The organism is Rhizobium sp. JAB6, from assembly GCF_003024605.1.
Taxonomy (GTDB): domain Bacteria; phylum Pseudomonadota; class Alphaproteobacteria; order Rhizobiales; family Rhizobiaceae; genus Rhizobium.
Genome location: NZ_PYJQ01000009.1, coordinates 1,211,421 through 1,224,463, shown reverse-complemented (window position 1 = coordinate 1,224,463; position 13,043 = coordinate 1,211,421). Strand labels below are relative to the sequence as shown.

Genomic DNA, 13,043 nt, shown 5'->3' with positions numbered 1-13,043 from the left:
GACCTGCTGGAAACATGGCGCACTTGCTCGCACCCTTTGCCGGTCTTTGCAAGATCATCTTTTGCGGGGCAATCCGTCCCGAGAGGGGGTGTCGTCAATCCGCCGCCGGAAGCGGCAAGGTAATTCTAGCTTCGAAACCATCGGTCCTGCCGGTCGCCGGCGACAGCAGATCGAGATGACCGCCAATCTGGCCGACGATGCGCTCGACGATCGACAATCCCAAGCCGGAGCCCGCCGCTTTCGTCTTGCCGCGCCGGAACCGCTTCTTAAGGCCGGCAAGCTCATGGGCGGACAGGACGGCTGCACGATTGATGACCCGGACGGTGCGGTCGTCGACGCTGACCGTCACTTCGTCATCGGCCGGGCCATGGATCAAAGCGTTTTCGATCAGGTTGCGCATGACGATCGCAAAGGCGTCGATATCGACATTGCGGATCAGTTTTCCCGAAGTCTCGTTCTTCAGCAGGACGCGGCCGGCCGTGCCGGTATCGCGGTCGTAATCGCCGATGACGGTTTCGATGACGGCGAGAAGATCGGCCGGTTTGTCTCCGGCGCCGATCCCGGCCTGGGCGCGGGAAAGCTGCAGCAGCTTTTCGGCCAGCCGACCGAGATTGGAGAGCGACGTCTCGATGCGGCCGGCGCGTTCCGTCAATTGCCCTTGCGGCAGCTCGGCAATCAGCCGCTGCGTCTGGGCAAGGGCGCCAGCAATCGGAGTGCGCAGCTCATGGGCGCTGTTGGCGGTGAATTCCCGCTCCGCTTCAAGGGCGAGCCGCAGGCGCTCCAGCAGCAGATTGACGGAGCGGGCGATCGGCTGCAGTTCGAGCGGCAGTGTTTCGCTCTCGATGGGCGCCATGTTGCCGCCATCCTTGGTGGCGATCTCGGAGCGCAGGCGGTCGATCGGTCGGAGCGATCGGCCGACGATGATGCCGATGGCGATGATGCTCGCCGGAATGAGCGCCAGCAGCGGCCAGAGCAGCGCGACGCCGCTTTCGCGCGATGCCTCGCGGCGGTTCTTGAAGGCGTCGGCCACGTGCAGGAAGATCGTCCCGTCGGCAGAGGATTCGGTATAGATCCGGTATCGCGACGTATTGTGGAAGCCGATCTTCAACGGCACGTCATAGGCGATTGGAGGAGCATCATGGGAGTGCAGGATGACCTTGCCGTTCCCATCGAGCACCTGATAGGTCAGATACTCCCGGTTCAGGCCCTTATTGAGCTCTTCCAGGCTCTGAGGATCGCCGGAACGGTCGCGGTTGGCGAGATCGTCGAGTACCAGCGGCAGCAGGCGCTCGGCGGTTTCCTGCAATGTGCCGTCGAAGGTCTCGGAGAGTTCTTTATTGACGACATAGACGCCGATGCCGACCGCAATCAGCCAGAAGACGACGACGGTGCCGGTGAGCGCAGTGATCAGGCGGCGGGTGATGCTGGCACGGCTTGCGGTTTTGGGCTCACTCATCGGTCGCCCAGGCAATAGCCGACGCCGCGGGCTGTCCTTATGCGGTCCTTGCCAATCTTCTTGCGCAGGCGGCTGACATAAACCTCCACCGTGTTGCTCTCGATCTCGGAGCCGAAGGCGTAGAGCGCTTCCTCTATCTTATCCTTGGAGACGATGGCGCCCGGCCGGGTGATCAGCAGATCGAGCACGGCCCATTCCCGGCCCGTCAGAATCACATCCCTGCCCGCCAGCTTGACGCGACGCTGTGGCTGGTCAATTTCGAGGTCGTCAAAGCGCAGGGTCGGCTGCGGGCTGCCGGCATAACGCCGGGCAACGGCTAGGATCCGGGCCGTGAGCTCGCCGAGGTTGAACGGCTTGACGAGGTAATCGTCAGCGCCGCTGTTCAGGCCTTCGATGCGGTCCGAAATCTGATCGCGTGCCGTCATGATGATGACGGGCGTTTCATCCGGCCTGCGGCGTAACTGCTTCAAGAAATCGATGCCGCTGCCATCCGGAAGCTGGAGATCCAGCAGGATGAGGCCGTATTGCACGGCGCTGGTAACCTCCTCCGCATCGGTCAGGTTTCTGACCAAATCCACGGCATGAGGCCCTGCCGCGATATGGTCGCGAACCGCGCCGCCGATCGTGTCGTCGTCCTCCACCACAAGAATGCGCACCTGCACCTCTCAACCGTTGAACGTACTTCAGTTAATGCCGACGAACCTATCGGGTCAATAACGGCTGAAATAAGCCATGGCTGGATACACAGTTCATGGTTCGCCGACGCATCGAAAACGTTCCCGGGACCTATGGACAGACAGAAACGTGATGGTTACTTGTTTGCGCGAAGAACGAAGCGGCACGGTTGCCGCCACAGGCTATCGGAGGATATCGGTCATGCTGAAGGGAATTTCGCCGCTGTTGAATGCGGATGTACTCTACGCACTCAAATCCATGGGGCATGGCGATATGCTCGCCGTCGTCGATACGAATTTCCCCGCTGAATCGGTGGCCAGCCAGACCGTTCTGGGCGAGCTGCTTCGCATCGACAATGTGTCGTCCGCCGATGCGGTTGCGGCAATCTTGTCGCTGATGCCGCTCGATACCTTCGTCGATGACGCGGCGGCACGCATGGAAGTGGTTGGTGCGCCGGATGAGGTGCCGCAGGTGCAGCGCGAAGTCCAGGCCGTGATCGACAAGGCCGAAGGCAAGCATTGGCCGCTGACGCCGGTCGAGCGTTTTGCCTTCTACGAGCGTGCCAAGGATGCTTTTTGCGTCATTCAGACCGGTGAGCGCCGTTTCTACGGTTGTTTCACCTTGACCAAGGGCGTCATCCCGCCGGAAGCTGAGTGACCCCGCACTCTTGATCCGGATGGCGGCAAGGGCGCTGTTTCGATAAAGGAAGGCGATGGCGAGAAAGCTGGATTCCCAGGGGCGGCTTGACGATGCGGCGCGAGCCGGTTGGCTCTATTATGTCGCCGGCCGGACGCAGGACGAAATCGCCGTCGCGATGGGAATATCCCGGCAGTCGGCCCAGCGGCTGGTGTCGCTTGCCGTCGCGGAGCGGCTGATCAAGGTCCGGCTGGATCATCCGATCGCCGCCTGTCTGGAATATGCGGCAGCGCTCAAGAAGAAATTCAACCTGCGGCATGTCGATGTCGTGCCGAGCGATCCGGACAGCACATCCTCCACCATCGGCATCGCCGAAGCCGGTGCAGCCGAAATCGAACGCTGGCTGCGGCGGGCCGACCCGATCGTGCTGGCGATCGGCACGGGGCGCACGCTGAAGGCCGCGGTCGATCAACTGCCGGCGATCGAATGTCTGCAGCATCGGGTTGTGTCGCTCACGGGCAATATCGGCCCCGACGGTTCGGCCGCCTATTACAACGTCATCTTCAGCATGGCCGATGTCGTCAAGGCGCGGCACTTTCCGATGCCGCTGCCGGTACTGGTGTCTTCCGCGGAGGAGCGCGAGCTGTTGCATGCGCAGGCGCTGGTGCGCTCGACGCTCGATATCAGCGCTCAGGCCGACGTGACATTCGTCGGCGTCGGTGAGATGGGCGTCGAGGCGCCGCTCTGCCTCGACGGCTTCTTGGAAAAGGACGAGATGCTGGCGCTGATGGACCGGGGCGCCGCGGGCGAGATCTGCGGATGGGTTTTCGATGGCAATGGCAAGCTCATGCCGAACGATGTCAATGAACGCGTCGCCAGTGCGCCCCTGCCGTCACGCGATACCTGTAGCGTCATCGGAATCGCCAAGGGACGGCGTAAATTCCAGGCAATCAAGGCTGCTGTTGTCGGCGGCCAGATCAATGGTTTGATCACCGACGAGGCAGTGGCCGAATTTTTGCTCAAAGCCTGAGCAAAAAATTTCCCTTATGGAAACAAAAGGATAGGCTCCTTGCTCGGCAATGCAGCAACGAATCTGCCTTGACATTTTGCCGCAAGGAGTGAGTAATTGCCCACGAGCAAAGCGAATGCTCATTTTAGTCTTCTGGGAGGAAGATATGAAATTGAAAACTTTACTGCTGGGCGCTTGCTCGGCTCTGATGTTTGCTGGCCTGGCGTCTGCCGAAACCCTCACGATTGCGACTGTCAACAACGGCGACATGGTCCGTATGCAGAAGCTGACGGACGATTTCAAAGCCAAGAACCCCGGCATCGACCTGCAATGGGTCACGCTTGAAGAAAACGTATTGCGCCAGAAGGTTACGACCGACATCGCGACCAAGGCAGGCCAATATGACGTGCTCACCATCGGCACCTATGAAGTGCCGATCTGGAGCAAGCTCGGCTGGCTTGCCTCGCTCGACAAGCTGTCCGCCGACAAGAACTACGATGTGGATGACCTTCTCCCGGCCATTCGCAGCGGCCTGACCACCGACGGCAAGCTCTACGCAGCACCGTTCTACGGCGAAAGCTCGATGGTCATGTATCGCAAGGACCTGTTCGAGAAGGCCGGCCTCAAGATGCCGGATGCGCCGACCTGGGATTTCATCGCCGATGCTGCCCGCAAGATCACCGACAAGGATCATGAAGTCTACGGCATCTGCCTTCGAGGCAAGGCGGGCTGGGGCGAGAACATGGCATTCCTGACGGCGATGTCGAACTCGTTCGGCGCGCGCTGGTTCGACGAGCAGTGGAATGCACAATTTGACCAGCCCGAATGGAAGGACACGCTCGACTTCTACGTCAAGCTGATGAAGGACGCCGGCCCTCCGGGCGCTTCGTCCAACGGCTTCAACGAAAACCTCTCGCTGTTCCAGACCGGCAAGTGCGGCATGTGGATCGACGCGACGGTTGCCGCCTCCTTCGTTTCCGATCCGAAGCAGTCGAAGGTTGCCGACAAGGTTGGCTTCGCACTGGCCCCGGACAAGGGCCTCGGCAAGCGCGGCAACTGGCTCTGGGCATGGAACCTTGCCATCCCGGCGTCATCGAAGAAGATGGAAGCTGCTGAAAAGTTCATCTCCTGGGCAACGAGCAAGGACTACACCAATCTCGTCGCTCAGAAGGAAGGCTGGCTGAACGCACCTCCCGGCACCCGCACCTCGCTCTATGCGAATGCGGACTACCAGAAGGCAGCACCTTTCGCCAAGATGACGCTCGACTCGATCAACTCGGCCGATCCGACCCATCCGACCGTCAAGCCGGTTCCCTATGTCGGCGTCCAGTTCGTTGCCATTCCTGAATTCCAGGGTATCGGCACGGCCGTCGGCCAGCAGTTCTCGGCCGCTCTCGCCGGCCAGATCTCGGTCGATCAGGCTCTCAAGGCTTCGCAGCAGCTCACCACCCGCGAAATGAAGAAGGCCGGCTACCCGAAGTAAGTCTTCGAACCGATCGGAAAGCAGTGCCCCCTCTCGAGCACTGCTTTCCTCTAGGCCGCCGAGCGCCGAACTGCCCTTGGCGGCCCTTTTGTTTCAGCCGGTCCGCGGTCACCTCTCCCTGCTTAAAGATAGGTCGGTCCTTGCTATGGCAACGTTGCACACCCGTTCCACCGCGCGCATCATGATGGCGCCTTCGGTTCTGCTCCTCTTTGCGTGGATGATCGTCCCGCTCGTGATGACGATCTATTTCTCGACGCTGAACTACAATCTCCTGAATCCTGTGCCGCCGGATTTTATCGGCTTTACGAACTACGAGTTCTTTCTCACGGATCCGGCCTTCTTTGGCGCTTTGATGAATACGCTCGTGCTGGTCGGAGGCGTGCTCGTCATCACGATCGTCGGCGGCATCGCGCTCGCGCTTCTTCTGGATCAGCCGATGTTCGGCCAAGGGATCGTGCGCATCCTGGTGATAGCGCCGTTCTTCGTCATGCCCACGGTTGCGGCGCTGGTCTGGAAGAACATGTTCATGAACCCGGTCAACGGGCTCTTTGCCTATCTTTTCAAATTGGTCGGCCTTCAGCCGATCGACTGGCTGGCTAGCGTGCCACTGTTTTCGATCGTCATCATCGTTGCCTGGCAGTGGCTGCCCTTTGCGACGCTGATCATGCTGACGGCCTTGCAGTCGCTGGACGAGGAGCAGAAGGAAGCGGCCGAAATGGACGGCGCCGGCTTCTTCTCGCGCCTCATCTACATCGTTCTGCCGCACATGGCCCGCGCGATTACCGTCGTCATCCTGATCGAGACGATCTTCCTGCTCTCCGTCTTCGCGGAAATCCTGGTTACGACCAATGGCGGTCCGGGAACGGACAGCACGAATCTCACCTATCTCATTTATTCGCAGGCTCTGCTGCAGTTCGACATCGGCGGCGCGTCCGCCGGCGGTATCGTGGCGGTGGTTCTTGCCAATATCGTCGCAATCTTTCTCGTCCGCATCGTCGGCAAGAATCTGGAGGCGTAAGATGGCTCGCAGCGTTTCTACCCGTCGCAAGGTCGTCGTCTCCGTCGTCGCCTGGGCGATCGCCATCCTGATCTTCTTCCCGATCCTGTGGACGCTGCTGACCAGCTTCAAGACGGAAGGCGATGCGGTGGCGACACCGCCGCAGCTGCTCTTCTTCCACTGGACGACGGAAAACTATTCCGAGGTGCAGGCGCGTTCCGATTATTTCCTGCATTTCTTCAATTCGGTCATCATCGCATTCGGCTCGACGATCCTCGGCCTCATCATCGCCATTCCCGCCGCCTGGGCCATGGCCTTTTCGCCGACCAAGCGCACGAAAGATGTGCTGATGTGGATGCTGTCGACCAAGATGATGCCGCCCGTCGGCGCGCTGATCCCGATCTATCTGATCTTCCGCAACAGCGGCCTGCTCGACAGCCGTATCGGACTGGTGGCGGTGCTGACGCTGATCGACCTGCCGATCATCGTCTGGATGCTCTACACCTATTTCAAGGAAATTCCCGGCGAGATTCTCGAAGCAGCCCGCATGGATGGCGCCAGCCTGATGAAGGAAATCGTTTATGTGCTGACGCCGATGGCCATTCCGGGCATTGCGTCGACGCTGCTGCTCAACATCATCCTTGCCTGGAACGAGGCCTTCTGGACGCTCAATCTCAGCACGTCGAACGCGGCGCCGCTGACGACCTTCATCGCCTCCTATTCCAGCCCCGAGGGATTGTTCTATGCCAAGCTTTCGGCGGCTTCGACCATGGCGATCGCTCCGATTCTCATTCTCGGCTGGTTCAGCCAAAAGCAACTCGTCCGCGGCCTGACCTTCGGCGCGGTCAAATAAAGACTCCAGGGAGAGAAACATGGGCAGCATTACCCTTCAAAAAGTCTCGAAGGTCTTCGGCGAAGCCAAGGTCATTCCGTCGATCGATCTAGAGATCAAGGATGGCGAGTTCGTCGTCTTCGTCGGCCCATCGGGCTGTGGCAAGTCCACGCTCCTGCGTCTGATCGCCGGCCTCGAGGATGTATCCGGCGGCAAGATCGTGATCGACGGCAAGGACGCCACGCAGAGCGCGCCGTCCGAACGCCGCCTGGCCATGGTGTTCCAGTCCTATGCGCTCTATCCGCATATGAGCGTGCGCAAGAACATCGCCTTTCCGCTGAAGATGGCCAGCATGCCGCAGGCGGAAATCGATAGGAAGGTCGAAGACGCCGCGCGCGTCCTGAACCTGACCGATTATCTGGACCGCAAGCCGCGCCAGCTGTCCGGCGGTCAGCGCCAGCGTGTCGCCATCGGCCGCGCCATCGTGCGCCAGCCGGCAGCCTTCCTGTTCGACGAGCCCTTGTCGAACCTCGACGCGGCATTGCGCGTCAACATGCGCCTCGAAATCAGCGAGCTGCATCAGCAGCTGAAGACGACGATGGTCTACGTGACGCACGATCAGGTCGAGGCCATGACCATGGCGGACAAGATCGTCGTGCTTAATCGCGGCAATATCGAGCAGGTCGGCTCGCCGCTGGAACTCTATCGCAGCCCGCGCAATCTCTTCGTCGCCGGCTTCATCGGCTCGCCGAAGATGAATTTCGTCAAGGGCGCCTATGCCCAGAGCCTCGGCGGCGACACGATCGGCGTGCGCCCGGAGCATATGGTGCTGTCCACCACCTCGGGCGACTGGCAAGGCAAGGTGCTCGTGGCCGAGCATCTCGGCTCCGATACCTTCCTGCATATCGATGTCGACGGGATCGGCACGGTGACGGCACGCGGCTCCGGCGATTTTCCGGCCCGCGCCGGCGATACCGTCTACCTCACGCCCGACAGGGCGCATATCCATCGGTTCAACGCCGAGGGAATGGCGATCGCAGCCTGAAGACGTTGGCCGTGCGCGATCGGCGCACGCTCAACGTACATTTCTCTCGTCCGCATCGATCGATCCTTGCGGGCGGGCAAGCATACCAGCCGGCGCGGTCCCCCAGCCCCCGGAGCCAAAGACCTTTAGAAGGACCAGAGACATGACGTGCAAATTATCGCTCGCAACTCTCCAGCAGGCGGCGGCAAAAGCGGCCATTCCTGCCTATGACCGGAAGTCGCTTTCGGCGGGCATCGTGCATTTCGGTGTCGGCAATTTCCATCGCGCCCATCAGGCCGTCTATCTCGACGATCTTTTCAATGCCGGCCAGAATCACGACTGGGCGATCATCGGCGCCGGCGTGCTGCCGTCCGATGCGGCCATGCGGGAAAAGCTTGCCGCTCAGGATTTCCTGACGACCGTCGTCGAGCAGGACAATAATCGCACGGCTGCGCGCGTGACCGCGCCCATGATCGATATCCTTCCTGTCGGCGATGCCAAGGCCATCATCGCCAAGTTTGCCGATCCCGCGATCCGCATCGTGTCGATGACGATCACCGAGGGTGGCTACTTCATCGATGCCTCGGGCAAGTTCAACCCCGCCCATCCGGCGATCGTTGCCGACGGACAGAATCCGGATACGCCGAAGACGGTGTTCGGGCTGATCGTGGCCGGCCTCCAGGCGCGGCGCGCCGCCGGCCTGCAGCCTTTCACCGTCATGTCCTGCGATAACATTCCCCATAATGGCGGCGTCACCAAAGCCGCCGTCGTCGGTACGGCGAAGCTGTCCGATCCGGCCTTTGCCGACTGGATTGCCGCGAATGTCGCCTTCCCGAACGGCATGGTGGACCGCATCACACCTGCAACGGGTGCGCGCGAAATCGACTTGCTCAAAGAAGCTTTCGATATCGAGGACAACTGGCCGGTCTATTGCGAAGAGTTCAAGCAATGGGTGCTGGAAGATAATTTCCCTGCCGGACGACCGGCGCTGGAAAAGGTCGGCGTGACCTTCGTGCCCGATGTCACGCCCTATGAGCACATGAAGATCCGCATCCTCAACGGCGGCCATGCGGCAATTGCCTATCCGGCGGCTCTGATGGATATCCATTTCGTGCATGAGGCCATGGAAGAGCCGCTGATCCGCGCCTTCCTCGCCAAACTTGAAAATGACGAGATCATCCCCGTCATCCCGCCGGTGCCGAATACGGTGCTTGCGGATTATTTCAAGCTGATCGAACGGCGTTTCTCCAATCCGAAGATTGCCGACACCATACCGCGCCTGGCTCAGGACGGCTCCAATCGCCAGCCGAAATTCATCCTGCCATCGACGGCCGATCGTCTTCGCCGCGGCGAGGATATCGTCGGCCTGTCGCTCGTCTCGGCGCTGTGGTGCCGCTACTTCGCCGGTAAGAGCGACAGCGGCAAGGAGATCGCCTTCAACGACACCAGCGCCGACCGGCTGCATGAAGCGGCACTCAAGGCGAAGGACGATCCGAATGCTTTCCTGGTGTTCGACGACATCTTCGGCGAAGTCGCCAAATCCGATCTCTTCCGCAAGCGCTTCGCGCATGCACTGAAAACGCTGTGGGAAAAGGGTACCCGCGTCACCCTGCAGCTATACTTGGACAACAAACTCGCGGAATGATTTTCGAACGGCCGGACTTCTCCTGTTCCGGCCGTTTTCCATTGTCTTGCCGGTGTTTCGGATAGGGCGGGACTACGAATAGAATTCAGGTTGGATCTGTGATGGCGGATGCGGGAACAGGGCTCGTAATCTTCGATTGCGATGGTGTGCTTGTCGACAGCGAGCCGCTGTCGGTCAGCGTGCTCATCCAGGCGATGCATGATGTCGGGGTGAAGATGAGCGAGGAGGATGTCTATAGCCGCTTCCTGGGCAAGAGCCTGGCGACGCTCGTCGATACGATGCAGACGGAATTCGACGTCTTTATCGACCAGGCGTTTCTCGATCGCATCCGCAACGATCTCTACGAGCGCTTCAAACACGAGCTGAAGCCGATCGAAGGGATCGCCGCGACGCTGGATGTGCTTCCGCTGCCGCGTTGCGTTGCCTCGTCCAGCCAGCTGGAGCGCATCCGCCTCTCGCTCGGCGTGACCGGTCTCCTCGACAGGCTGGAGCCGAATATCTTCAGCGCCAGCATGGTGAAACGCGGCAAGCCGGCGCCGGATCTCTTTCTTTATGCGGCCGAAAAAATGGGTGTGGCGCCGAAGGAATGCATCGTCGTCGAAGACAGTCCGGCGGGGATTACGGCGGCGCGCGCCGCCGGCATGACGGTGTTCGCCTTTACCGGCGGATCGCATGCTCATTCGCCGAGCTACCGGGCGGAGTTGGAGCAGCTTTCGCCGGAAGTCGTGTTTGACGCGATGCCGGAATTGATACAACTTGTCCGCAACAAGAGATAAGTGGGCGGGACCTCTTTTGCATGCGTGATCACGTGGTTGCGGTCGATATCGGCACAGGCAGCGCGCGCGCCGGTGTCTTCACGGCGGGCGGCTCACTGCTGGGCAAAAGCGAACATCCGATCCTGATGAATCGCCCGCGTGAGAACCATGCCGAGCATGATTCCGAAGACATATGGGCTGCCGTCTGCATCGCCGTTCGCGCCGCGATGAAGGCTGCAGGCGTCGATTCCTCCGTCGTTGGCGCGATCGGCTTCGATGCGACCTGTTCGCTGGTCGTGCGCGACCGGGATGGTCGTCAGCTCACCGTGTCCACCGGCGGCGAGAAGCGGTTCGACACCATTGTCTGGCTCGATCATCGGGCGCTGGCCGAGGCGGATTACTGTACGGCGACGCGGCATGCGGTGCTCGAATATTCCGGCGAGTTCATGTCGCCCGAAATGGAAATGCCGAAGCTGATGTGGGTGAAGGAAAACCTGCCGGAAAGCTGGGCGCAGGCCGGCTACTTTTTCGACCTTGCCGATTTCATGACGTGGAAGGCCACCGGTTCGCTTGCGCGGTCGCGGTCGACGCTGGTGGCGAAATGGAACTATCTCGCGCATCGCGAACCCGGCTGGCAGGCCGATTTTCTCAATGTGATCGGCCTTGGCGATCTGCGCGAGCGCGGCAGCCTGCCCGACGAGAGCGTCGCCGTCGGCCGGTCCATCGGCACGCTGACGGCCGAAGCGGCGCAAGCGCTGGGTCTCGACCGTGAATGCCATGTCGGCGCGGGCTTGATCGATGCCTATGCGGGCGCGCTTGGCGCGCTTGCAGCCCATGCCGGCGACGCCGACATGCTGGAGCATCAACTGGCATTGATCGCCGGAACCTCGAGCTGCGTGGTTTCCTTTGCGCGTGAGCGCAAGCGCAGCACCGGCATGTGGGGGCCTTATTATGAAGCTGTCTTTCCAGGCATGTGGCTTGCCGAGGCCGGGCAGTCGGCCACGGGCGCGCTGCTCGACCATATCGTCAGCATGCATGCGGCCGGCGGGCCGCCGACAGCGGCTTTGCACGACCGGATCGTCCGGCGGATCGCGGAATTGCGGCTGGAGGAGGGCGATACCCTTGGCGGGCGTATCCATGTGCTGCCCGATTTTCACGGCAATCGCTCGCCGCTTGCCGATCCACATGCGCTGGGTGTCATCAGCGGCATGACGTTGGACGCCTCCTTCGATGGCCTTTGCCGACTGTACTGGCGCACCAGCGTCGGCATTGCGCTCGGCATTCGCCATATCCTGGATCGGATGCGCGATTACGGCTACGTGCCCGACACGCTGCATGTCGCCGGCGGCCATGTAAAGAATTCGGTGCTGATGGAGCTTTATTCCGACGTGACCGGCTGCAAGGTCGTGATCCCGAAGATGAACGAGACGGTGCTCCTGGGCACGGCAATTGCTGCCTCCGTCTCCTGCGGGATTCATGAAAGTCTCGGAGTTGCCGGCGTCGCCATGTATCCGGGCGGTCATGAGCGGCTGCCGAATGCCGAAAAGAGGAAGCACTACGATCGCGACTACCGGCGTTTCCTCGCCATGTATCGCCACCGCGCGGAGCTGGACGCCATGGAATAGGCAGTTTACCGGAGCGGTGCCTGGGCGAACATGCCCCGAAGCTCTTCTATACGGCGCGCTCTTGTTTCCGCCGTTTCACCCACTGCCTGAGCAACCGAAGTTGCCAGATATTCCAGCAGCGCCATTATGGCTGAAAGATTTTCGCGGCTGTTGGCGTGCTGCGGCGGCAAGGACAGCGTGATGTTTGAGAATTCATGCGCCCATTCCGTGAATTGGCCTGTCACCAGCAATACCTTGTAGCCTGCCCGACGAGCCGAGCGAGCCAGAAGCCGTGACGCGACGAAGCTCGGGGAGTCGATGATAACGAGCAGTCCGTCCTCGGCGGGCTTGCCGAACAGCTCGATATAGCTGCCATTGGCGCCGTCGAGGAAGAGCACCTGATCGCGGGCAAAGATGAGGCGATCGCGGAAATAGCGACCGATCCCGGCGAGATTGGGGTGTGAGGTGACGAAGACATTTCCGGAGGACAGAATTGTCGAAACCGCGTCGCGCCATTGCGGCTGGCCGGCGAGCTTGTAGATATGCTGCAGCATCTCGACCAGCTCGGCAATCTGCGTTGCAAGCGGGTGCCCTTCGCTCGCATCCTTCTGCAACTGTTCCAGGATATTGGGCAATTGCGAGGTGACGCTGGGTGCATTTTCCTTGAGGTGAACCTTTATGCCGTCCAGACCATGATAGCCGAGCGACCGCAGAAACCGACCTACCGTCATCGGGCTCAATTCCAGCCTGTCGGCGACGGAGGAGGCTGTCTCGAACGGTAGTTCGTTCAAATGCTCGGAGAAATACTTAGCAATTCTTCGTTCGGCCGGAGTGCCGATCTTTATATATTGTCTAAGTTTCTGGCTAAGGTCTTCCAAAATTTGCGCCTCTTTGGTGGTCTTTTCGATGTTGTGTCGCGCCAATTTC

General features: G+C 60.6%; 12 protein-coding genes. 9 read left to right on the top strand and 3 right to left on the bottom strand.

Going from position 1 to position 13,043, the window contains the following annotated elements; genetic code table 11:
* Positions 1–94: 94 nt before the first annotated feature.
* Both C7U61_RS15980 and C7U61_RS15975 read right to left on the bottom strand, forming a co-directional pair.
* Complete coding sequence (locus C7U61_RS15980) at positions 95–1,456, bottom strand: ATP-binding protein (protein WP_106998989.1); 1,362 nt, start codon at positions 1,454–1,456, stop codon at positions 95–97.
* Positions 1,453–2,112 carry a response regulator transcription factor gene (locus C7U61_RS15975; RefSeq protein ID WP_106998988.1) on the bottom strand — a complete coding sequence of 220 codons (660 nt, stop codon included), beginning with the start codon at positions 2,110–2,112 and terminating at the stop codon, positions 1,453–1,455. Before C7U61_RS15975 ends, C7U61_RS15980 begins: the two co-directional genes overlap by 4 nt.
* Before the next feature lie 220 nt (positions 2,113–2,332).
* Between C7U61_RS15975 and C7U61_RS15970 the strand changes: the two genes are divergently transcribed.
* From C7U61_RS15970 to C7U61_RS15930, 9 genes are all read left to right on the top strand, one after another.
* Positions 2,333–2,788: an RbsD/FucU family protein gene (locus C7U61_RS15970; protein ID WP_106998987.1), complete on the top strand. Its 456-nt coding sequence runs from the start codon at positions 2,333–2,335 to the stop codon at positions 2,786–2,788.
* A gap of 55 nt (positions 2,789–2,843) precedes the next feature.
* Entirely contained in the window at positions 2,844–3,797 is a 954-nt protein-coding gene (locus C7U61_RS15965; protein WP_106998986.1) for a sugar-binding transcriptional regulator, read from the top strand.
* 145 nt (positions 3,798–3,942) lie between these two features.
* Positions 3,943–5,259 (top strand): sugar ABC transporter substrate-binding protein, encoded by a 1,317-nt coding sequence (locus C7U61_RS15960; RefSeq protein ID WP_106999132.1) that lies wholly within the window; start codon positions 3,943–3,945, stop codon positions 5,257–5,259.
* 145 nt (positions 5,260–5,404) lie between these two features.
* The gene (locus C7U61_RS15955) at positions 5,405–6,277 is read left to right on the top strand and encodes a sugar ABC transporter permease (RefSeq protein ID WP_106998985.1); all 873 of its coding nucleotides are present in this window, start codon (positions 5,405–5,407) and stop codon (positions 6,275–6,277) included.
* A 1-nt stretch (position 6,278) separates the two neighbouring features.
* Entirely contained in the window at positions 6,279–7,109 is an 831-nt protein-coding gene (locus C7U61_RS15950; RefSeq protein WP_106998984.1) for a carbohydrate ABC transporter permease, read from the top strand.
* 19 nt (positions 7,110–7,128) lie between these two features.
* Entirely contained in the window at positions 7,129–8,133 is a 1,005-nt protein-coding gene (locus C7U61_RS15945; RefSeq protein ID WP_106998983.1) for an ABC transporter ATP-binding protein, read from the top strand.
* 142 nt (positions 8,134–8,275) lie between these two features.
* Positions 8,276–9,757, top strand: coding sequence for a mannitol dehydrogenase family protein (locus C7U61_RS15940; RefSeq protein ID WP_106998982.1), 1,482 nt, complete (start codon positions 8,276–8,278; stop codon positions 9,755–9,757).
* Between the two features lie 101 nt (positions 9,758–9,858).
* Positions 9,859–10,533 carry an HAD family hydrolase gene (locus tag C7U61_RS15935; RefSeq protein WP_106998981.1) on the top strand — a complete coding sequence of 225 codons (675 nt, stop codon included), beginning with the start codon at positions 9,859–9,861 and terminating at the stop codon, positions 10,531–10,533.
* Between the two features lie 20 nt (positions 10,534–10,553).
* Positions 10,554–12,137, top strand: coding sequence for an FGGY-family carbohydrate kinase (locus C7U61_RS15930; RefSeq protein WP_106998980.1), 1,584 nt, complete (start codon positions 10,554–10,556; stop codon positions 12,135–12,137).
* Between the two features lie 5 nt (positions 12,138–12,142).
* On the opposite strand, the gene C7U61_RS15925 is transcribed toward C7U61_RS15930, so the two are convergent.
* Entirely contained in the window at positions 12,143–12,994 is an 852-nt protein-coding gene (locus C7U61_RS15925) for a MurR/RpiR family transcriptional regulator (RefSeq protein ID WP_106999131.1), read from the bottom strand.
* Positions 12,995–13,043: the final 49 nt, after the last annotated feature.